The sequence below is a fragment of the Shewanella sp. 10N.286.52.C2 genome (genome assembly GCF_002874545.1).
GTDB lineage: Bacteria > Pseudomonadota > Gammaproteobacteria > Enterobacterales > Shewanellaceae > Shewanella.
Map to the genome: position 1 here is coordinate 68,980 of NZ_MCTV01000025.1, position 22,074 is coordinate 91,053.

A 22,074-nucleotide genomic window follows, 5' to 3' on the forward strand; every position below is an offset into this window, starting at 1 on the left:
ATGTCACGCCATAGCAGCTTAAATGACAGATAAAAATCAACCATGATGCAAATTAAAAACCAAACTAAAACTAGCACAAGCAATACGGGCAGTTCTGGCCATAGCTATCAAGCTGGAGCGGCTAAAACCTTAATGGTGCAAGGCACCACATCAGATGCGGGTAAAAGCACCCTAGTTGCGGGTCTTTGTCGGGTATTTGCTCGCCAAGGTACTAAGGTGGCGCCATTTAAACCACAAAATATGGCATTAAATAGCGCAGTTACCGCAGATGGCGGCGAAATTGGCCGCGCCCAAGCATTGCAAGCCGTGGCGTGTAAGCTTGCGCTGCATACGGATTTTAATCCAGTATTATTAAAGCCAAGTAGTGATACTGGCTCCCAAGTGATTATTCACGGTAAAGCCTTGACCACATTAGAGGCAAAAGCTTTTTTTGGCCCGGAAAGCCGTAACTATAAAACCCTCGCTATGGATGCGGTATTACAGTCTTTTGAGCGCTTGACCCAGCAATATCAGCTGGTGGTAGTTGAAGGGGCAGGTAGCCCTGCAGAAATCAATTTGCGCGAAGGGGATATCGCCAATATGGGCTTTGCTGAAGCGGTCGATTGCCCTGTCATTATTATTGCTGATATTGATAAAGGCGGCGTATTTGCCCACCTTGTGGGCACCTTGTCACTGCTCAGTGGATCTGAGCAACAAAGAGTTAAAGGCTTTGTGATTAATCGCTTTCGTGGCGATATTAGCCTATTACAATCTGGCATCGACTGGCTGGAAAACTACACCCAAAAACCGGTATTTGGGGTTTTGCCTTACTTACATGATTTACATTTAGATGCTGAAGATGCGCTGATTGACTCCCATGGGAAAGTCACAGGTTCGGAAAAGGACTTAGCCATTATCAATCATAAGCTCAAAGTGCTGGTGTTAGTTTTTCCAAGGATCAGTAATCATACCGACTTTGACCCTTTACGCTTGAACCCTTACATTGAGTTTCATTATCTTAGCCTGCAAACCCAATCCAGTAATCCAGATTTCCCCAAAGTGGATTTAATCATATTACCAGGCAGTAAAAATGTCAGAGCAGATTTAGAATTTATGCGTCAACAAGGCTGGGATCTTGAGGTTAATAAGCACTTACGTTATGGCGGTAAAGTCATAGGCATTTGTGGTGGTTATCAAATGTTAGGCCAATATATTCATGACCCCGATGCCATTGAAGATGTGGCAGGTAGCAGTAAAGGCTTAAGCTTACTGCCCATTGAAACCACACTGACGGCAGATAAAACCCTATGTAAAGTAAGTGGTCACTTAGGGCTTAATCAAGCTAAAGCAAGCATTGAAGGTTATGAAATTCACTGCGGGGTGACTCAAAAGCTAACTTCTGCAGATTTGCTAGCGCCTATCAGTCTCACATCACAGCAGAGTGATACGCAGTACGCAGAAGGCCTACTCAGTGATGATAACCAAATTTTGGCAACCTATGTTCATGGTTTATTTGATAGCCCAGATGCCTGTGAGCTTATATTGCAGTGGGCAGGGCTTGCTCAAGCCAAAAGCATTGATATAAACCAAATACGTGAACAACAATTAGAACGATTAGCAGATGTGCTTGAAGCGCATTTAGATATGGATAAATTAACAGGAAGTCTCTCATGAGTGATAATGAAAACCAAAACGAAAGCCAGAGCCAAACCAGTAATATCGATGCCACTAAAGCCGATCGCCATAAAGCGCGTCAGCAAAAAGTAAAACAAGGGGTTGATGCAAAAATTGCTGCCGCCCAAGATGAAAAAGGCATTTTGCTAGTGCTTACTGGTAACGGTAAAGGTAAATCGACTTCAGGTTTTGGCTCAGTAGCCCGCGCCGTCGGCCATGGACACAAAGCCGCAGTGGTGCAATTTATCAAAGGCACTTGGGCCTGTGGCGAGCGCAATCTGTTAGAAGGCGCAGGGGTTGAGTTTCATGTCATGGGCACAGGCTTTACCTGGGAAACCCAAGATAAAGAAAAAGACACTCAAGCGGCGATGGAAGCCTGGCTTGAAGCTGAAAAACTCTTACAAGATGAGTCAGTTAATTTAGTGCTATTAGATGAGTTAACTTATATGGTGAGCTATCACTACATAGAGGTTGAGCGGGTACTGAATGCGTTAAAAAATCGCCCAGCCATGCAACATGTTATCATTACCGGCCGTGCCTGCCATCGTGAAATCATTGAACTTGCCGATACAGTGTCCGAAGTTCAACCGATAAAACACGCTTTTAATGATGGCATTAAAGCGCAGCTAGGGTTTGATTATTAATCAAATTTATTTGTTGCTTTACCCTTGGTAACATTATGCAAGCCAAAGTGCTTAATACAACAGAATTTTAATAATTTAAAAAGAGAGATAATGATGAAAACAATGACCTGTAAACAGCTTGGTGGCGCTTGTGATGAAGTATTTCGCGCAGAGACATTCGAGCAAATGGTCGCGCAAAGTAAAATGCACGCTATGGCGATGTTTCAGCAGCAAGATGCCCCACACATGTTAGTGATGTCGCAAATGGCGCATTTGATGCAAGATCCTGCAGCGATGCAGCAGTTTATGGACGAGAAAAGACAGCAGTTTGATGCTTTAGCAGACGACTAAGCAGTCTAGCTATTCGGCAAAATGTGACATAAATGCAAAACAGTAAACGGACTTACAAGATCAATGAAATTAGCATTATTAAGTGATGCAACATCAATAGCATCCCAGCAAGCGATAGCAGCTATGGTGGCGACATTGTCGATTGCTGAAAAGCAAGCTGGCGTAGTTTATATAGCATCTGAGCCAGATGCTCAGCGAAGCTATTTTGCGCCAGTAGCTGCCATGTTTAAGGGCCTTGGCTTTGACAAGGTTAACTATATTGATCTTGAAGATGGTTATACCACCGAGTCGGAACGTATTTTACGCCAAGCAGGGCTAATATATTTATCCGGTGGCGATACTTATCGTTTCCTATACTGGTTAAAGCAGCGTGGGCTAGATAAGTTACTCTATCAACTGGCACTGGGTGATATAAGTCAAGATAGCCCGGAAATTGATCGCCTTAGAATTGATCGTCCTGTAAAACAGAGTGCAGGAACTAGTACTGCGATTATTGGGATCAGTGCTGGGGCGATGATAATGACGCCATCAATTGATACAGCGCCTTTATGTGGTGATAGTAATCAAGTGGGATTAATTGATACCAGCGCTTTAGCCTTAGTGCCATTTTTATTTGTGCCGCACCTATCGGCCACAGAGATTAATGACGCACAAACGCAATCACTGTTTAAGTCGCTGCCATTAGCTAAACAGCAAGCATTGCTGTGTTGTTCAGATGATGATGCAATTGTGCTAGTCGATAAGCAATTGACTGAGTTTGGTGCACCAACGTGGATTAATCGGAGTTAATATGTCTGTTTCTAATGAGCCAAAACTCAGTCAAACTGGCCCTAAACTGACTCGGGTTGACCATATTCATATTTATGTCAGGGATAGGGCAAAGGCATTCGCTTGGTATCAACAAGTGCTGGGTTTTAGGCTGGTCGAAGCGTTAGCCTTTTGGAGTCAAGGCGACGGCCCGCTAACTATCGAGCATGGTGATATTCATTTAGCGCTTTTTGAAAGTATTAAGCCTAAATTTACCACAGTCGCTTTTGGGGTGGATGCTAATAATTACCAGATGTGGAAACAAAAACTTGCTGAGAATAAGATAAAATATACTGAAAGCGATCATGAAATTACCTGGTCAATTTACTTTGCAGATCCCGATGGCAATCCTTTTGAAATTACCAGTTTTGAATATCAACAAATCACAGATACTAACAGCTAAAAGATCACAGCATTAGGTGGTCTTATTTACGGATTTATTACAGACACTATGACCCCAGCGATTAACACCCTCAAAAAACATAAAACTCCTCACACTATCCATGAATATGAGCATGATAGTAATGCCCAGTCCTATGGTGATGAAGCGGTAGAAAAACTTGGCGTGTCAGCGAGCCAAGTGTTTAAGACTTTAGTGGTTACAATAGACAGCAAGGAATTGGCCGTTGCGGTTGTGCCCATGACATCAATGTTGAGCCTTAAATTACTTGCTAAAGCTCTTGGTGGTAAAAAAGCGGTCATGGCGGATAAAGGGCTAGCGGAAAAAACCACCGGTTATGTATTTGGTGGAGTGAGCCCATTAGGACAAAAACGGTGTTTAAAAACCGTGATAAATAGCTCTGCCAAGGAGCTTAATACCATGTACGTGAGCGCGGGTCGCAGGGGCTTAGAAATCTCATTGGCGCCAGCAGATTTGCAAACGCTAACTCAAGCAACCTTTGCCAACATATGCAGTGAGTAATATCCAAGCGACATTTACAAGGTGATTGCAGCAGTGAGCGGACATTTTTGTATTCGATTACAGTGATAATCATTGCAAATGTTCAACTCGGAAAGTTGAGTCGCTGAATACTGCATTGAGTCACCTCTGTTAAGACTATTCCAACGAACTCGATTCAATAAAAAACGGCCTATTTAATAAATAGGCCGTTTTGATATTCAATTCGGTGCAACTATCAGCAGTTAAATATCATTACCTCAGTAGCTGTAAATGTTAAGAAGCAATGTAATGTGTACGTCTTCTACGACGTCTCATTCTGGCTTCTTTTTCATCTTCAGTTTCTACAACTTCTTCTTTTTTATCAGTAGCTTTCTTATCATTGCTGTTAGCATTCGTTGATTTCACCAGTTGATCTGCATCATCCGGCGTTTCTGACTTTTTTGGCGGTGTCTTAGGATCCCCCTTGAAGACAGATTTGAAGATATTACTCACGCCAGATAGACCAGCCGCTTTTTCTTCAGCTTCAGATTGAGTATCTTCAGCGATGTCTTCAGAGAATTCTATTTTATCAATTTTTGCTTTAGCTTTTTTAGGTGCTACGGCAACAGGATCTAACGATTTCTTCGCTGTCAGTTCTGAGTTGTTGACGTCTTCTACTGCTGACATCATGCTTTCAGCAAGTGCTTTTTGAATTTGATCACTGATTGCAGAGACATTATCAACAGATAAAGCTGCCGAACTTACTGCAGCATCTTTAGCTACAGGAGCTGCGGTAACGGCTTTAGTATCGGTGCCGCTTTCAGCAAGCCGTTTGTTGACTCGTTGATTAAATTCAGTAACAGCTTCATTAACTTCAGTTTTAGCAATTGATAACGCACTAACTAATTCGTCAAATGAGTTTTGTAGCGAATTATATTTGTTTTCAAAAGGACTAATATTATTTTTAACTTCATCATTTAGATTATTCGTTAATTTTTTATAATTAGTAATTTCTTGCTCAAACTCAAGCAGGTAGGCCTTGGTAGAAATAACGCTTTCTTCCATGCTAAGTATTTTTGCTTGTAATGCTTTATCTTTAGCTGCAAATTCGGCGATTAATGCTTGAGGTATTTCAGCTGGTGGTGTCACTGCTGGAACAAAGGCGGCAAATTCGGGAATGCTGCTTGCAGGTTTCCATTGAGTGAATGATGGGTGCCATCCATAACAGTTACCATCACTGAGTAAAAATTCTTTTGCTTCAACTTCTGTAAATGGCCCAGTTATTTTGCCATTTTTGGAAAAAAACCATTTTTTCATAATCGTATTCTTAATGTTTTAGTTATAAACAAATGTTATATGCAAATCAGAGTAATAAGGTTTCTTTACTCAATCAGTTAACACCAGCAAGAGTCTTCTGTAATGCAGCATATTGCTCATTAACGCTTTTTAACGTTGCTTCTACTTTATCGTTTAAATCTTTGGTGGTTTGTTTAAAGCGATTGGTGTCGCGATCAATATCTGCCATTGAACTACTGATAGTTTGAATCGTATTATCTATTCGGCCTAGCGCAGCATTTAGCTCACGCTCTTTAGCTGTGAAATGCTCTATCAGTTGTTGCGGGATTTCCGCCGGTGCAGGTGGTGGAGAGCCAATAACATCGAACTCTTCTATATCACTTACAGGAACCCACTGCGCATAAGAAGGATGCCAAGCATAAACATTTGGATTTGACGCAATAAACTTATTTGATTCTGCCAGCCTTAATGGTCCGCTGATCTCACCATTATTTGAGAAATACCACTCTTTCATAGTCCACTTTTTTCCTTAAATAGTGCAGTAAGCCAAAGTTTTATTAATTTAATCAACAGCTTGTAGGAAGGCTAAAATTTATAACGTAGAAAACGTTAGCTTATTGGGTTGTTATCAATTAAATCGCATATCGTACGAACTTATTACATTAACTGATATTGATTAACATTTCCACTTGGAAATGGGGATTTTTAAGAGTTTTTATCAGTGCCAAATAGACAGAAAATTGACACTAATTCATTCAGTTGTTTAAAACTATTGTTTTATATTGTGATTATTCGAAGTCAGCATTAACTTCAAAGGTTATTCTGTGATTTGTATTAGGGTGAATAATCGACAGCAATTGAGCATGTAAATGCAGTCTTTGTGCATTTTTTCCATATAAATCATCGCCTAAAATTGGCATGTTCAAGCCTTTGGCGTGGGCGCAATGGACTCTTAATTGATGAGTTCTGCCTGTCTTGGGGAATAAGTGAATTAAGCAAGAGTTGTTTAATTCCTGTACTTTTTGCCAATGGGTTTGTGCATTTTTTCCGTGTGAATAACAGACAAGTTGCTTTGGTCTATCGTCTAAATCTACTCTTAATGGCAGTGTAATATCGCCGCGATCAAGCTGTGGGACCCCATCGATCTTAGCGATATAACGCTTGGTGACAGTACGACTGATAAATTGCTGCACTAAATGCTTATTGGCTTCTTTAGACAGCGCAATAACCATTAATCCTGAGGTCGACATATCTAGGCGATGTACTATGAGTGGCCCAGTGGCGTGGGGAAAAGCTTGCTTCATTCTGCTATATACTGAGTCGGTGATATTTTTACCAGGCACAGATAAAAACTCCGCTGGTTTATTCACGATCACAATATGATCGTCTTGGTAAACGATGGGAAGCTCGACCCCTTCAGCAGGGTTGCTAAGTAGTGGATTTTCATCAACCTGTAGGCCTTTAAGCATATGCCCTAAAATTGGGCGGCATTTTCCATGGCATGCAGGGTAATAGTTTTTATGCTGTTTAATTTCAGATTTGGGCGACATGCCCCACCAAAACTCAGCCATAGTGATAGGAGTGAAATTATGTTTAAAGGCATATTGTAGCAGTTTAGGCGCGGCGCACTCACCAGCTCCAGCAGGTGGTAAATGATTGGGCGCATCATTAAAAATCTTATTAAGATCACTACTCTCACCTAGGGCATTTAAAAACTGATAGTGGCTAAATAACTTATGCTGTAGCCCATTAGATAGCTGCTTTCTTTGTTGTTTAATAGCACTAATAGCTTGTTCTAATTCAGCTAATGGCTCAGCAACCAGTTTAGTTTGCCGCTCCCAATGCTCTTTAAGCTCTGCTAAGCAATATTTATCATTAACGCTTTGTCTGCTCATTTCAATTGATAAGGTTTTAAAGTCAGTTTCATTGAGACTTTGCGCTTGAGCTCGCTGAGCTTTGCGATACTTTCTGTTTTCGATCATTTGCGATCGCTGCGCCGCGATGGCATTTTCAGCTTGCTGCTGCGTTAACGCTAGTTTAGTGGTCAACTGCTGTAATAATGGATCGTTTTCTAACTCAACCAGCTGGGCATTGAGTTGATTGATTTCGATATTTTCTTGTTTGAAAAAACTATCTTTACTGAGCATATCAAATACTGGCGGCACGAATTGTGGCCATAGGTTTTTATCAGCTAATTTACCTGAAAAAGCAGCTAAAAAACCCAGTTGTCCCTGAGTATTTTTGACCACTAATACCCCAAACATTTTACCTATGGCAGGAAGGTGTTTTGATGCTTCTCTTCTAAGCAATGCTTCAGTTGGTGCTGACTGATCATGTTCTTTATCGGTAATGCCAAAATTATGCAGCCAATCTGTTTGCTGTTGTAAATGCTCTTGTAGCTGCTCGGCGGCGATAATCGCTAATGGGTGTGGCTGATAATAAAAGGGGAAAGTAAATTTTTCCGGCAATGTATATCCATCTACATTGGTGTTAAATGGCACAAAGCAGTGCTGGTTTGTAGTGGAATGGCTTGCGTTATTATCAGTTGGCATCTTCTACAGCTTCTTTTTCAATAAATTACTTTAAATGGTTACTAATCAGCTCTTGGGTGTGCTTGAGTAGTTCTAATCCGCCATTGTTGCCATGACCTGGTACCACAATGATTGCATCATTATAACGGCTTTTGGCTTTATCTAGGGTATTTGGCCACTCAGAAAGTGACGCTTGTGCAATATAGCCCATAGTTTTGCTAGCTTGACTTTTTATTAGGCATCCGCCGAATAGTAATTTCGACTCAGGCAGCCACACCACGAGGTTATCTTCTGTATGGCCTGCACCGAGATATTTTACTTCAATCTGCTTGTGGGCTAATTGCAACTTGTCGCCTGTAAAAGCCTGTTTTGCTAAAGGCTTATTATTGGCTTTTAAGTATGAATTGGTTAATTCAGAGGCGTTAGTATCAACCCCTATGGTATTTAAGTAGCCAATTCCGGCTGCGCGATCATCATGGGAATGAGTTGAAATACTCGCCCGCAGCGTAAAGCCTTGTTGCTTAATCCATCGCACCAGTTGAATGGTATCTTTTTCTGTCCATGGGGTATCAATCAAGTAGGCCTCTGAGCCATCGATAACCACTAAGCCATTAGCTGATACAAAGCCGTAATCTTGAGTTTGGAAGTAAGAGGTAAACTGAAATACATTGTCGATTAACGGCTTGACTGATAATTGGCCTTTTGTTGGTTCAAGCTGATTAGTGGCGCTTTTAAACTGTTCTTGGCTAGCGTGGGTGCTGGGCACTAACAGTAAAATATAAGCGAGGAATAATGCTATGGCCAATTTCATCATGCAGTCTCTGTCCAAGTGGTTACAGGCTAGAGTTTACCCTATTGCTATTAAGATGGTGCAGTCTATTAAGATAGTGTAGCCGCTTACTATTGTGGCTAATTTTACACAGGTAGCGCTTGAGGTTGATAGGCTTCAGTATGAGAGCCTTTGTTGAGCGGCATTATGAGCTATTTTGAGTGAGAGACGCTATTTGAGTTGCTGATGTCAGCCTTTGACAATTTAACAATCACATAGCGAGTATCAAGGCTATGTGATTGTTGGACTTTAAGTCATTTTTCAGTGTTTATCGTGCGGTAGAAATAACTTCAGTCGTTACTATTTTGTATTTACGACTGCGATTATTTTGGAAGTCGATGCAGTACACAAATTTTATTGCCATCAGGGTCGCGTAAATAGGCAAGGTACAAATTCATCGCAGGGTTTGAACGTACTCCAGGCGGTTCTTCACAAGGTGTGCCGCCATGAGCGGCGCCGACTTCATGCCATTTATCGCCCTGAGCAGCATCTTTAACACTAAAACCGATAGTGGTGCCGTTGCCGTGGGTTGCAGGTTCGCCATCGATGGGTTTAGTGATGGCAAAAATACCGCTTTCAGTGAAGTAAAAACAACGACCTTTATCATCGATGACCCCAGGTTCGTAACCTAAAACGGCGAAGGTGGCATCGTAAAATGCTTTTGATTTTTGTATATCGTTACTGCCGATCATGATGTGGCTGAACATGTCACTCTCCTTGTTGAATTATAAGGCGTTTATAAATTTTTTAATAAACGTCACTTTCTTATATGGGACTGTTTTATTATTAAACAAGCCTTTTGGCAATAAACGTCAGCGTTAAGTGCGAATGCTAGATGTTGTTTTGATGGCTTAAATACAGCTGCCTGACATCAATTTTTGCTTTTATGCGAGAGGCAAGTAAGTAGATACCGGCTAACTTGCGATGGATAAAAATCGCATCGGTTGGCGGTGTGTGCCATTCATCTTGTTTGGTGCTCATGGCCTTGGCTGAGTCGGTAATGCGTTTAGCGAGATTACTATTGGCAAAATCATATTCCCCTTCACATCGTAATGGCTCACAGGCTTGATGGAAAATATCGACAATGACTTGTTGCTGCTCTGGGGTAATGTGTTTTTGAAAAAAACCAATTTGCGCTGCAGCCTGGGTCATGAGTGCGCTATCACTGGTCATAGCGCCTTGCATTAACATGTTATAGCCGCTGGATAAATCATCAGAAATGCTGCGGGTAGCACCAAAATCTAACAGCACAATTTTGTCAGGATCTGCTTGGTACATAAAGTTGGCAAAGTTGGGATCTGTTTGTACTAACTTAAAGGTAAACAGCTCATCTAAAAAAAGACTGAGTAACCGGGTGGCGACCTTATCGCGAATGCTTTGCGCCATATTGAGCACAGATTCTATTGGCACGCCTTCGATAAACTGCATCACTAAAATACTGTCGGTGCTAAGCTGCGAATAAACTCTTGGTACCACAAAGTGTGGCGTATCAGCGACCCAAGTGTAGTATTGCTGCAGTAAATTAGCTTCGTAGTGATAATCAGCTTCGTGGTGTAATTGTGCTTTAGCTTCAGTGAGTAACTTATCAAATTGCACATGGTCGGGCACTAACTGCGCCATTTTTAGCAGGCTCGCAACATTATCAATATCGCTGTCGATACTGTCTTTAATACCGGGATATTGAATTTTAACTGCTAGTTTTTCACCACTGTCTAGATAGGCTAAATGTACCTGACCAATAGAGGCGGCTGCAAAAGGGCGTAATTCAAATTGGGCAAAAGGAGCTAACCAATCTTGTCCCCATTGTTGTTTGAGGATCGCAACCAGTTGTTTATGGGGCATGGCTTTAGCATCATCGCGGAGTTTCGCTAAGATGTCACTGATTTCTGGAGGCAGTAAATCACCACTATCCATAGAGATCATCTGACCCACTTTCATGGCCGCGCCACGAAGTTGAGCGAGCTTTTCAGCCACTTGAGTCATATTCTTGGGAGTAAGTACCAGCTGTTGCAACTGAGGTGATTGACCTTTACTGAGCTGTTTGGCGCCTTCAAACAGTACGTTGCCAGCAACCCTTGATGCTAATGAGCCCATTTTACCTAAACGAGATAAACGACTACTGGGGATCTTGGCTACACTGCTCGCGCTATTTCTGTCAGTAACATCTCTATTCATGGGCAACTCCGGTACTTGCTCGCGTTATACTGAGTTAGATAATACGTTGGAAATTTATATTCAGATCAGAAGTTTAAAGCATAAAAAAAGGGTAATGTTATTACCCTTTAATATTGCGCTATTTAGTGTCTTTGGTGTCACTAAAACTCAAAGGTGTCTTGCCAACCGAGTAACACACTTTGTAGGCCATGTTTTTGCTCGTAACGCTCAAGCTTTTCAGGACTGGCATCACCAAGGGCAAGTTCTCGGTATTTCTTGGCAAACTTAAGCGTTCGCAATAACTCTTGGTAAAAATGTTTACCTAAGTCTTGGCGAATGGCCTCTGCTAATGAATCTGGTAACAGTTTCAACGCGCGGTCGGTATGAATTTGAATCACTTCAACACTAAACCACTTATCGTCTAACGCAATTTTACGCAGGCGCTTTTTCATGTCTTCACGTACACGAGCATCATCAAACATCATGCGATAAAGCACGGCTTCAGCCAGCACGCTTTCAAGCCCAAGACTAAATAATGGATCGAGTTCAGTTTTAGCGTAAAAGGTTTCAAGCAATACTTTCGTGGCTTCTTGACTTCTGTGGTCAGTAAGCGCTTTTTGATAATCTTGCCAACCTAGCCACTCATCTGTATCTGGCGGGGTCGAGATTTTTTCCATGAGTATTGGATTGATATCACCATAGAGTGATTTTTCACTGCCATGCATATGCTTACTCACAGTGGTCAACATGCTCCAGCCTTTTTGAAAGCATTTCATTATGCCATCAGGGGTTTTCAGCAAGTTGATTGAGCCAACGGGTTCGTGACCGGTTAGTGCAATAAGCCCTAGGCTAACCACGCCAATGACATCATGGGCTGCTTGCTCCAGCAAATGCATTTTGTGCTTGTTATAAAACTTATCAGCAAGTTTAAGACTCATTAAAATCGCTTTCGATTTTATTTGGGTGACATGCTCATCGGTTAATAGTGCTTCACGGCGGCCATACTCAAGTACCCGACTAAAGTATGGGCCTTGATTGTTATCACGTAATGCTAACTGCATTAACTGGTTTCCTTAATCAAGAAAAGTAAACATATCATCGACTTCAGCGTACTCATCAGCCACTTGGTTTTTATCTTTTGCTTGTAACACCAGCTCATTAACGAATTTACCGATGATTTGTTCCCAACCAGAACTTTCATTACGCAGCAGATTTTTAATCGACTTGGCCACTTCAGGCGCAATTTGTTGAATTAATGCCAATAGGCTGCGGGGATCATCCATCGCTAGGCTATGGGCTTCTTCATCTGCTTGCCAGTTGCTATAACCCACTGTTTCACCATCATCTTCGTCATCGTAAGAATCAAAAATAGTGTTGTGGTCTTGCTCGGCTGATGGCGCCAAAATCAACTCAATAAAGGGAATTGATAAGTAAAATAACCCAGCAGGATCTTCAGCAATACATTCTAAAATAGCAGCTTGTTTTTCTTCAGTACCTTGAATACGAATAAGGTAGGTTAAAAACTCAAAGGTATGATGCATTAGCTCATCAACATTAGTTTTAACCTGCTCTTCCCAATACAAAGGCTGTTGGCATACGATGTCGCGGATCTGCTCTGGGGTCATCAGCTCAGACATGATCGACGGACAAGAAATATCATGATGACTGTTGATTTGAGTTAAGGTAACGATATCCATATGCTCAATGACATCAACAAGCTGCTCATCATTCATTGTGTTAGCAATGATTTCGAAGCGCTTACTGGCTTGTTGTGGCTCAACATCAGCGAGATCTTTAATCTCAGCAGCAGTGATTTCAATAAGATTGTTCATTAACGCTCCTCTTCATCATATTGGTCGTAATAGCCTTCTTCATCTTCGCTTTGGCTGTCGTCATCATTATTATATGGGTCATAACCATCGTCGCTATTGCCACCTTCAGATGAAGCAAAAGACTTACTTGGTGCAACCACGTTATCTTGAGTATTAAGCAGATAAACCACGGCGCAGCTTTCAATTAACAGTTCTTCAGAATATTTACGTACTGCAAGGACTAATGGCACATCGGCATTGTTGAACTGCACCGTGACTTTAAACTCGTCCCATGTTGGCAATACCGCATTATCAATCCAGCCTGCCCATTTCATTTTGGCTTCGTCAGAAAAACGAATGCGATTAAATAAGGCAACCGGTAAATACTCGGGTACCGCAGCTAGCATCGACGGATCGGCTAATAAAATCTCTTTCATTGAGTTGGTGAATTTTGCTAATGCATCAGGGGTATCGGGGTCGTTGTACGATTCGATATTGTCATAGGCATTATTTTTTAACTCATTGATGCGTGAGATATTAAGTGTTTGGCTCATGGGTTTCTCAAGAATAAAATTGGTCCCACAGCTCGGTCATTGCCGCTGTAGGATTGGTCACGATGACATTATTAAAATCTTTAATAAATGCAGTTCTTAATTTTTTATCAGATAAAACATCATAGGCATTTTTAACCCTTTGTAGCTGCTCTGCAGCTTGATGCTTTTCTTCTTCAGATGCGTTAAGCAGTTTATCGGGGTGCAGCTTATTTGATAAACGTTTATAGGCTTTTTTTATTTCGTCTTCTTTGGCACTGGCTTTAACACCGAGGACGGTGAAGTGGTTAATCATATTTTTACCTGTGGCGAATGAACTTGGATAGCGAGTGCTAATCCATTAAATTATGATTATTTGGTTGCAAATAATAACAGAAATACTGTGTTTCCCATAAAACTATCAGTAAGTTTAGCTTAATACAAAATACACAGGTTAGATTTACAGCAATTTATTGACAATCTTGGGAGGATAAATCGAGAAACTAAGTTTGCATGCAGCAGTGTTTAGCGCAAGAAATGCGATTATTTAAGTCCAAATCATGCCCAATGATAAAGGTTACATGGGATTAAATATGACATCTAAAAAGCCATTTGCTTGGTATCAAAGCGCTAACAATCATCCATAAGGCTTTAATTTAGAATTGCTATTTGATCAACTTAAGTAATGATTTAAAGCGCTCGCCTGTCGCTTGATGTTGCAATTCAAATAAACAAGATTCAGTGTTAGTGAGTTTAGCGCCTAGGGCTTGCATCATTTCAATGCCTAAGGCTCTATTGGCCTCAATGCGCGATGACACCGCATCGGCAACTAAATGCACATGGTAACGATTAGCCAACAAATCCTGACAGGTTTGATAAACACATACATGGGTTTCAATGCCCGCGAGAATAATCTGATTGCGATTTAAGCGCGTTAACTGCTGCTGAAACTCCTGGCACTGCCATGCGCTAAAGTGAGATTTAGCAATCACTTGGGTAGTTTTAGATAAATGCTCGCTCAATTGCGCTGAGGTCGGACCTAATTTATCGGGCAGTTGTTCTAGCCATAAAATTGGAATATCAAATAATTGCGCCCCTTGGATCAAGATAGCGAGCTGATGATGCAGCGCCGAAGATTGCTGCATTACCTGTGCAAGTTTACCTTGCACATCCACAATCACCAGTACAGATTGATCCGCAGTTAACATAAAAACTCCTTTGTTTATGGCTCAATAACTGAGTTAGAGTAAACCCTGTTAGGGCGGGCTGACTATAGTCTAAAGGTCGAAGCTTTATCTGCTAGCAAGGATTGATACTATTTTATTACTTAGCACTTATTGCTGTAATTCAAGGAAGATATAATGAAAAAACGTATTGTTATTTGTGCCGATGGCACTTGGAACCGCCCAGAGAAAGACCTTAAAAAAGACTTTCCCACCAATGTGCTACGTATTGCCAGAGGTATTAAACCCATTGCCGATGATGGTGTGGCGCAACAGGTGTTTTACGATTGGGGCGTCGGCTCATATTATGACTCAGTATCTGGTGGCATAACCGGCAGTGGTGTTCAAAAGAACATTATGGATTGTTATCGCTATATCGTGCAAAACTACCACGAAGGCGATGAAATATATCTGTTTGGTTTTAGCCGCGGCGCTTATACCGTGCGCAGTTTATGCGGCTTAATTAATAACTGCGGCATTCTAAAGCGCCCCGATGCCAATCAAATTCAAGCGGCGTTTGAGCACTATAAATCCAAATCAAAACCTTATAAGCCTGATGGCGCAAAATCCATCGCTTTTCGTGAGCAATACAGTTACCCATCAAGGCAGGTCAAATTTGTTGGGGTGTGGGATACCGTCGGCGCCATGGGAATTCCATTCTCATTTTTAGGCTTATTTGAAGATAAAGATGAGTTTTACGACACTAAGCTTGGGCGTAATGTTAGCGTAGCGCGCCATGCTTTGGCCATTGATGAAGTGCGTGACGACTTTAGACCCACCATTTGGCAGCCTCGCAGCAACATGAATATTCAACAAGTGTGGTTTGCAGGGGTGCACAGTAATATAGGCGGCAGTTATAAGCCTGATGATGATCAGAGCTGTTTATCGGATATCGCGCTTAAATGGATGATGCAACAAGCCAGTGAATTTGACTTAGCATTTGAGACCCATTTGCATGACAGTTTGCGCCCTAATCCTATGGCGACCAAGCATAAGTCTAAAAAGCATGTGTATCGTATTCGTGGTGAATATCATCGCCCGCTAACTGACTGCGAGAAACCTATTTGGATACATCAATCAGTGAAACAAAGGTGGGATGCTGACATGAAATATAGACCTAAAAACTTACAAGCTTACATCGATACTCACGGTTGGCCTGATACACTCATTGAGTAGCTCATTGACTGAGTTGTTTGAAGTAATGGTCGGTTGCAGATAGAGTCTGGGATAGCATTGACCCAATAACCCCAGTGTAATTTTTCAAAGGAAAAGCATGTTGTCACGAATTTCCATCAGTATCTTTTTTATCATCACAACTGTGGTAAGTCCTTTTTTAGACGCTAAGACAAAAGAAGCCGAACCCGCTAAACGTATCATAGCGCTTTCGCCCCACGCGGTTGAAATGCTCTATGCCATCGGTGCTGGCGAGTCTATTGTTGCCACTACTGATCATACTGATTTTCCAGAGGCAGCAAAGTCTATTCCCAGTATCGGTGGTTACTACGGTATTCAAATTGAGCGAGTGTTAGAGCTAAACCCTGACTTAATCGTGGTGTGGAATAGCGGCAATAAAATGGACGATATCACCCAGCTAACTCAGCTAGGCTTTAAGGTGTTTAATAGCGATCCTAAAAGCCTTGATGATGTAGCCAATGAATTAGAACAATTGGGTGAGCTTACGGGTAATCAAGATAAAGCGGCGAAAGTCGCAGCAAACTATCGTCAGCAGCTAACGGATATCCGCGCTGAAAATCAATTAAAGTCGCCAGTAAAAGTGTTTTACCAGTTGTGGTCAACGCCGTTAATGACAGTATCTAAAGGCAGTTGGATAGAGCATATTATCGAAGCTTGTCATGGTGAAAATGTTTTTATCGATGCAGCCAGTGAATACCCGCAAGTAAGCGTTGAGAATGTATTGCTCACCATGGCAGAAGTGATTTTACAAAGCCAAGATGAGGGCAACGTTATTGGTGTTGATTGGTCACAGTGGCCAGAATTACCCGCAGTTAAAAATCAGCATATCTATCAACTCAATGCTGATGTACTGCATCGCGCCTCCCCACGGGCTATTTTAGGTGTTGAAGCCTTGTGTGGTGCATTGGATAAAGTGCGTCAGCCCTAAAGCGGCTTGAATTAAGCAGTTCAATATAGATTGCCCAAAAGTGTCCGCGCGGACACTTTTTTTGTTTTCGGACACTTCTCATTTTAATGCGGACACTTTACAAGGTGTCCGCGGACACTTTCGATTGTTGGTCGTATAATTAAAATATCTTAAGTATCTAATTAATATCATTATTTAATTTATGGCACAGCCTGTGCTATATCCAATGCAATATGATTGATAAATGCAGCATTGAGCGCATTCTAGGATTAATGATGATTAAAGATACCAGCGGACAAGATAAGGTTATTCAGCCAAAGCTAACCAATAAGCTAAAAATGCCATTAGTGATTGGTACCCTTGGCTTGTTGATGAGTGCGTTGGTGTGGGCAAGCTTAGGACATGACAATAATATTCGCTCAATTGATGCAACTGACTTAAGGCTAGCAACACTGACTCGCGGCACTTTGGTTCGTGATATTGCCACCACCGGTAAAATCGTTGCTGCTAATGCACCTGTTTTATATAGCACTGAACAAGGTGTGGTGACTATGCTGAGCCAACCTGGCGATATCGTTGAACTTGGTCAAGTGGTTGCTCAAATAGAAAGCCCTAAGTTACAAAATTCTTATGAGCAGCAGCAATCATTGTATGGGGCAATGGAAAGTAATTTAGAACGGGCCAAGTTAGATGCTCGCCGAGAACAACTCAGAGTTAGCCAAGTGTTAGACATGGCCAAAGTGGACTTAGAGGCGGCAGATCGTGAAAGTCGCCGCGGCGATCAACTGATTGAAAGCCGTTTGATTAGTCGAATCGATTTTGAAAAGGGTAAGGATGATCTGCACAAAGCAAAATTGCTGCATCAACATGCCATTGCCGAAGTTGACTTAATGGGCGATACCTTAGCATTTGAGCTTAAAAATCGTGCCGAAGAAGTGTCTAGACAAGCGTTAGTGGTCAAGGAGTTAGCCCGTCAACTTGGTGCGCTTAACATTAAAGCCCCAGTGAAAGGCATTATTGGTAACTGGCTGGTGGAGCAAAAAGCCCGTATTGGTGCCAGCCAACCTATTTTAACCGTGGTGGATTTAAGTGCCTTTGAAGCAGAGCTCGCCGTACCTGAATCTTATGCTGATGACTTAGGTATCGGCATGGATGTAGAGCTGAGCTTTGGCAATATCAATGTCATGGGGCAATTGTCCTCAATCTCACCAGAAGTGCGTAACCGTGAAGTCACTGCCAGAGTTCGCTTTGATGCTGATGAGCAATTGTCATTACGTCAAAATCAGCGCTTATCGGCTCGAGTATTACTGGAAAACCGCCCCAATGTATTAATGGTTAAGCGCGGCGACTTTTTAAATCGCGGTGGCTCAACAGCTTATTTATTGACTGATGATATAGCCCAAAAGACGGCCGTGACTTTAGGTGTGAGAAGTATGAGTCAGGTGGAAGTGATTGAAGGCGGTAAAGAAGGTGATGTGTGGGTAATTTCAGGCACCGAAGCTTTTAGTAACGATGACACTATTCAGCTTAGATAAGCTCAAATTAGATAATCAGAATTTATAAAAACTTAAATTTTATCCAACAAATTTAATCCAAGCTCGGTAAGGATACGACCATGAAAAAATTACAAACTAGACCCTTTATTAGCGTGATGGCTTTGATGCTTTTAAGTTTAGCGGTGAGTTATCGTATAGATGCCAGCCTAGACTGGTTGTCATTCACTTTTCAGCTCATTGATTTAACCGCTCAAGTGTCAGATAGCGCGACTGAAGCGGTTCAGAATGACTTAGTTAACGCCTTCATCAAGCTCGACATCTCCTCAGTATTACAGATAGTGGTGATTTTTTAACGCCTATTCAATCATGCCATATCGATCATATATGGAAGGTTAAACAAATTAATTGAACTTGAAGTGGTATGAAATACCGCCGAGTTAAACAAGGAAATACAACAATGTTATCAATGAAAAATATTAGCAAAGTATTTAAAACGGACTTAGTCGAAACCCATGCATTACGGGAGTTTAACCTTGAAGTGGCAGAAGGTGAGTTTGTTGCTGTAACAGGGCCATCAGGTTCAGGTAAAACCACCTTTTTGAATATTGCAGGTTTGCTTGAAGGTTTTACTGACGGCGAATATCACCTTGATGGCGTCAATGTATCAAACCTTAATGACAATAAAAGTGCCCAAGTTCGCAATGAAAAAATTGGTTTCATTTTCCAAGGATTTAACCTTATTCCTGATTTGAATTTAGCTGAAAATGTTGAAGTACCTCTGCGCTATCGTGGCTTTAATAAGGCTGAGCGCAAGCGCCGTGTGGAATCAGCATTAGAACAAGTCGGTCTTGCTGCCAGAATGAAGCATTTACCGACGCAACTATCCGGCGGGCAACAGCAACGAGTTGCTATTGCTCGAGCGCTGGCTGGTGAACCTCGTTTTTTACTTGCCGATGAGCCAACGGGTAATTTAGACAGCTTAATGGCGCGCCAAGTGATGGAATTATTAGAAAATATTAATCAGTCAGGGACCACCATTATTATGGTAACCCATGATGCCGAACTTGCTCGCCGCGCTCAGCGCAATATCCAAATTGTCGATGGCCAGGTTTGTGATTTTTCGATGTATCAACAAGCTGACCACAGTGTGGTAGCCGACTTACAAAAAGTCGCTAACGGCGCTTAATCACTCAGTAGGAGAGTCACTATGTTTTTATACTATTGCGATCTTGCTTGGCGCAGCATCAAGAAAACACCCATGTTGTCATTGCTAATGATATTAGCCATATCTATTGGCATTGGTATTACCATCACCACCTTAAATGTCTATAAAACCATGTCCTATAACCCCGCAGGGGAGCGTAGCGAGCAAATTAACTCGGTGCAGCTGTGGAGCCAAGGATTAGATTCATGGGATGAGTTCATGTCAAACATCACCTACACGGATGTAATTAACCTTAGAAATCATAATGATCTAAAGCTTAAAGCCGCTTCTTATCGAACGGGACTGGCCATGCAGTCTGATGATCCTAAAAAAGAGCCGACTTTAGAAAGTGTTCGAGTGATTGATGGCGATTTTTTTACCATTTTTGAAGTGCCATTCCTATACGGTGAGCGATGGGATAAAAGTGTTGATTCTCTGCCAGCGTATCAAGTGGTGATTAGTGAAAAACTTAATACTACTTTTTTTGATGGTGAGAATAGTATTGGTAAAACAATTTATTTAAACCGTAAACCATATCAAATTGTTGGGGTGATAAAGGATTGGAATCCACAACCTAAATACTATGATCCTACCAATGGTGGTTTTAATGATGCAGAGAATATATTTATTCCCTTCTCATTAACCGAACAAGAAGAATTTGATGTTTGGGGTAATACCCAAGGATGGCAGTTTGAACCGATGTTGACCCACCAAGATAGATTGAATTCTGAGAAAGTTTGGATTCAATTCTGGACACTATTAGATACAGAAGCTGATAAGCAACAGTTACAAACGTGGTTAACGCAATATGTTGAACAGCAACGCAGCTTTGGCCGCTTTACTGATACGGCTAAAACAGCCAAAGAAGCTGTACAGATAAGTCATGTGGAGAAGTGGCTTGAGGACAATAATGTCGTACCGAGGGATAACAAAATCTTAGTGGGATTGAGTGTATTGTTTCTGACGGTGTGCTTAGTCAATATTCTTGGATTATTGCTGACAAAGTTTTTAAAGCGTGCGCCAGAAGTCGGTGTTCGCCGTGCTATTGGTGCTAGCCGTGGGCAAATATTCAGTCAATATATGGTTGAAGTTGGCATTATCGGTTTTATTGGTGGCGTGGTCGGGTTGTTATGGGCTTGGGGGGCACTAATCCTGCTTGAATCACAATTTAATGTCGATGCCAGCGTGGCAGGGCTTGATAGCAGTATGTGGATTATTACCCCATTAATTGCCATTTCAACCGCTGTGTTAGCGGGTGTTTATCCTGCTTGGGTCGTGTGCCGCACTAAACCAAGTGTGTATTTGAAAGCACAATAGCTAACCAGAAAAAGGAATTCGACATGTTACATATCAAACCGATTATATCGAGTTTATTGCGCAGTAAGAGCGCGCCAGTTCTGTTGTTACTGCAAATCATGCTTTCAGTAGCGATTGTGGCTAATGCCAGTTTTATTATTCATGAACGCTTAACCATGATGCAGCGCGACTCAGGTTACGCTGAAGAGCAAATCTTTAGCTTTAATGTTTATAACTTTGACCCCGCAATTAATAATATTGAGCAGAACAAAATTGACCAGCAAATATTGCGCAGTTTGCCTAATGTGATTGATGCGTCATCAACGAATATGATGCCGTTAAGTGATAGTGGTTGGATGGACATATATAACGATGGACCAGATAGTGATACTGCTAAAATAACGCCTGGTTTTGCCTTTTATTTAGGTAGCGATCATCTGTTAAACACCATGGGAGCTAAACTCATAGAAGGGCGTAATTTTAGGCCTGAAGAAATGAATACCAGCTTAGATGACAGCGGTATGTTAGCCATGGTGTCTCAGCCTTTAGCTAAAGAGTTTTGGGGCGATGAATCACCCGTGGGTAAAGTCATGTATCAAGGTGAGACGCCCATTGAAATAATCGGGGTGATTGAAAAGCTGCAAGGGGCTTGGGTAGATAACCCAAATTTTGAATACAGTGTGATGCAAAATATTGATTTTGGTGGTCAGAGTACTAATAAGACCTATATGGTAAGAGCACTACCTGAGCATATAGCAGATTTGGAAGCGATCATTAAAAAGGCGTTCCATGCAGAAAACCCTAATCGGGTTATTGATAACTTTTCATCGCTGTCAGACCTTAAAAAACAGACCTATAGTAATCACCGTTTAATGGCGACAGTGCTGAGTATGATGGTGGTGCTATTGCTATTGATTACTGCATTAGGCTTGACGGGAATGGTGATGTTTAACATTCAGCGCCGCACTAAACAGATTGGTACTCGCCGTGCATTAGGGGCTAAAAAGCGCGATATAGTCAGTTATTTTATGGTTGAAAATTATTTAATTTGTATTGCTGGCGGCATTATCGGGGGCTTACTGGCGATGCAGTTAGGCCAACAATTAATGACGCTATATAGCCTGCCTATGCTGCCCAGTGTTTATCCAATTTCTGCAGCCTTGGGTTTATTGGTGGTGACGACTCTCGCGGTTATTATTCCTGCCGTTCGCGCCTCAAGTATTTCACCTGCAATGGCCACCCGCAGCGTGTAGAGCAAATGTACCGTAAGATACCCTCGTAAACGAGGC

24 protein-coding genes are annotated in these 22,074 nt (G+C 41.7%); 13 read left to right on the forward strand and 11 right to left on the reverse strand.

Features of this window, described 5'->3' with window-relative positions; genetic code table 11:
* Nucleotides 1–132: 132 nt before the first annotated feature.
* From BCU94_RS10020 to ybaK, 6 genes are all read left to right on the forward strand, one after another.
* The gene (locus BCU94_RS10020; protein WP_102476326.1) at nucleotides 133–1,653 is read left to right on the forward strand and encodes a cobyric acid synthase; all 1,521 of its coding nucleotides are present in this window, start codon (nucleotides 133–135) and stop codon (nucleotides 1,651–1,653) included.
* Entirely contained in the window at nucleotides 1,650–2,297 is a 648-nt protein-coding gene (gene cobO / locus BCU94_RS10025; protein WP_102476304.1) for a cob(I)yrinic acid a,c-diamide adenosyltransferase, read from the forward strand. The genes BCU94_RS10020 and cobO overlap by 4 nt, the downstream gene beginning before the upstream one ends.
* 90 nt (nucleotides 2,298–2,387) lie before the next feature.
* A complete protein-coding gene (locus BCU94_RS10030) occupies nucleotides 2,388–2,627 on the forward strand; it encodes a hypothetical protein (RefSeq protein ID WP_198589317.1) in 240 nt (79 codons plus the stop codon).
* A gap of 63 nt (nucleotides 2,628–2,690) precedes the next feature.
* Entirely contained in the window at nucleotides 2,691–3,416 is a 726-nt protein-coding gene (locus BCU94_RS10035) for a Type 1 glutamine amidotransferase-like domain-containing protein (protein ID WP_102476305.1), read from the forward strand.
* Nucleotide 3,417: 1 nt separating this feature from the next.
* Nucleotides 3,418–3,837 carry a VOC family protein gene (locus tag BCU94_RS10040; protein WP_102438662.1) on the forward strand — a complete coding sequence of 140 codons (420 nt, stop codon included), beginning with the start codon at nucleotides 3,418–3,420 and terminating at the stop codon, nucleotides 3,835–3,837.
* 48 nt (nucleotides 3,838–3,885) lie between these two features.
* Nucleotides 3,886–4,356 carry a Cys-tRNA(Pro) deacylase gene (ybaK, locus tag BCU94_RS10045; RefSeq protein WP_102476306.1) on the forward strand — a complete coding sequence of 157 codons (471 nt, stop codon included), beginning with the start codon at nucleotides 3,886–3,888 and terminating at the stop codon, nucleotides 4,354–4,356.
* 252 nt (nucleotides 4,357–4,608) lie between these two features.
* Here the strand turns inward: ybaK and BCU94_RS10050 are convergent, their stop codons facing one another.
* The 11 genes from BCU94_RS10050 to BCU94_RS10100 all read right to left on the reverse strand — a co-directional run bounded on the left by BCU94_RS10050 (nucleotide 4,609) and on the right by BCU94_RS10100 (nucleotide 14,673).
* A complete protein-coding gene (locus BCU94_RS10050; RefSeq protein ID WP_102476307.1) occupies nucleotides 4,609–5,631 on the reverse strand; it encodes a DUF4339 domain-containing protein in 1,023 nt (340 codons plus the stop codon).
* A gap of 73 nt (nucleotides 5,632–5,704) precedes the next feature.
* On the reverse strand, nucleotides 5,705–6,124 hold the full coding sequence (locus BCU94_RS10055) for a DUF4339 domain-containing protein (protein WP_102438656.1): 420 nt from the start codon (nucleotides 6,122–6,124) through the stop codon (nucleotides 5,705–5,707).
* A 274-nt stretch (nucleotides 6,125–6,398) separates the two neighbouring features.
* Nucleotides 6,399–8,162: a pseudouridine synthase gene (locus BCU94_RS10060; RefSeq protein WP_102476308.1), complete on the reverse strand. Its 1,764-nt coding sequence runs from the start codon at nucleotides 8,160–8,162 to the stop codon at nucleotides 6,399–6,401.
* A gap of 25 nt (nucleotides 8,163–8,187) precedes the next feature.
* Complete coding sequence (bla, locus tag BCU94_RS10065; RefSeq protein ID WP_102438651.1) at nucleotides 8,188–8,955, reverse strand: subclass B1 metallo-beta-lactamase; 768 nt, start codon at nucleotides 8,953–8,955, stop codon at nucleotides 8,188–8,190.
* Nucleotides 8,956–9,293: 338 nt separating this feature from the next.
* On the reverse strand, nucleotides 9,294–9,677 hold the full coding sequence (locus BCU94_RS10070; RefSeq protein ID WP_102438649.1) for a VOC family protein: 384 nt from the start codon (nucleotides 9,675–9,677) through the stop codon (nucleotides 9,294–9,296).
* 124 nt (nucleotides 9,678–9,801) lie between these two features.
* Nucleotides 9,802–11,145 (reverse strand): AarF/ABC1/UbiB kinase family protein, encoded by a 1,344-nt coding sequence (locus BCU94_RS10075; protein WP_102438647.1) that lies wholly within the window; start codon nucleotides 11,143–11,145, stop codon nucleotides 9,802–9,804.
* A gap of 140 nt (nucleotides 11,146–11,285) precedes the next feature.
* Nucleotides 11,286–12,185 carry a hypothetical protein gene (locus BCU94_RS10080; RefSeq protein WP_102438645.1) on the reverse strand — a complete coding sequence of 300 codons (900 nt, stop codon included), beginning with the start codon at nucleotides 12,183–12,185 and terminating at the stop codon, nucleotides 11,286–11,288.
* A gap of 12 nt (nucleotides 12,186–12,197) precedes the next feature.
* Nucleotides 12,198–12,956, reverse strand: coding sequence for a hypothetical protein (locus BCU94_RS10085; protein WP_102476309.1), 759 nt, complete (start codon nucleotides 12,954–12,956; stop codon nucleotides 12,198–12,200).
* Entirely contained in the window at nucleotides 12,956–13,489 is a 534-nt protein-coding gene (locus BCU94_RS10090; protein ID WP_076541640.1) for a hypothetical protein, read from the reverse strand. Before BCU94_RS10090 ends, BCU94_RS10085 begins: the two co-directional genes overlap by 1 nt.
* A 7-nt stretch (nucleotides 13,490–13,496) precedes the next feature.
* On the reverse strand, nucleotides 13,497–13,781 hold the full coding sequence (locus BCU94_RS10095; protein ID WP_076541642.1) for a J domain-containing protein: 285 nt from the start codon (nucleotides 13,779–13,781) through the stop codon (nucleotides 13,497–13,499).
* 349 nt (nucleotides 13,782–14,130) lie between these two features.
* Nucleotides 14,131–14,673: a hydrolase gene (locus BCU94_RS10100; protein ID WP_102476310.1), complete on the reverse strand. Its 543-nt coding sequence runs from the start codon at nucleotides 14,671–14,673 to the stop codon at nucleotides 14,131–14,133.
* A 153-nt stretch (nucleotides 14,674–14,826) separates the two neighbouring features.
* Here BCU94_RS10100 and BCU94_RS10105 point away from each other — a divergent pair, with 153 nt between their 5' ends.
* From BCU94_RS10105 to BCU94_RS10135, 7 genes are all read left to right on the forward strand, one after another.
* Nucleotides 14,827–15,864: a DUF2235 domain-containing protein gene (locus BCU94_RS10105; protein WP_102438640.1), complete on the forward strand. Its 1,038-nt coding sequence runs from the start codon at nucleotides 14,827–14,829 to the stop codon at nucleotides 15,862–15,864.
* A 97-nt stretch (nucleotides 15,865–15,961) separates the two neighbouring features.
* Nucleotides 15,962–16,810, forward strand: a complete 849-nt coding sequence (locus BCU94_RS10110) for a cobalamin-binding protein (RefSeq protein ID WP_102438638.1) — start codon at nucleotides 15,962–15,964, stop codon at nucleotides 16,808–16,810.
* 254 nt (nucleotides 16,811–17,064) lie between these two features.
* Nucleotides 17,065–18,324, forward strand: a complete 1,260-nt coding sequence (locus tag BCU94_RS10115) for an HlyD family efflux transporter periplasmic adaptor subunit (protein WP_102476311.1) — start codon at nucleotides 17,065–17,067, stop codon at nucleotides 18,322–18,324.
* A gap of 80 nt (nucleotides 18,325–18,404) precedes the next feature.
* Nucleotides 18,405–18,638, forward strand: coding sequence for a hypothetical protein (locus BCU94_RS10120; RefSeq protein WP_102476312.1), 234 nt, complete (start codon nucleotides 18,405–18,407; stop codon nucleotides 18,636–18,638).
* Between the two features lie 104 nt (nucleotides 18,639–18,742).
* Entirely contained in the window at nucleotides 18,743–19,471 is a 729-nt protein-coding gene (locus tag BCU94_RS10125; protein WP_102476313.1) for an ABC transporter ATP-binding protein, read from the forward strand.
* A gap of 21 nt (nucleotides 19,472–19,492) precedes the next feature.
* Entirely contained in the window at nucleotides 19,493–20,806 is a 1,314-nt protein-coding gene (locus BCU94_RS10130; RefSeq protein ID WP_102476314.1) for an ABC transporter permease, read from the forward strand.
* A 23-nt stretch (nucleotides 20,807–20,829) separates the two neighbouring features.
* Nucleotides 20,830–22,038 carry an FtsX-like permease family protein gene (locus tag BCU94_RS10135; protein WP_102476315.1) on the forward strand — a complete coding sequence of 403 codons (1,209 nt, stop codon included), beginning with the start codon at nucleotides 20,830–20,832 and terminating at the stop codon, nucleotides 22,036–22,038.
* Nucleotides 22,039–22,074 lie beyond the last annotated feature (36 nt).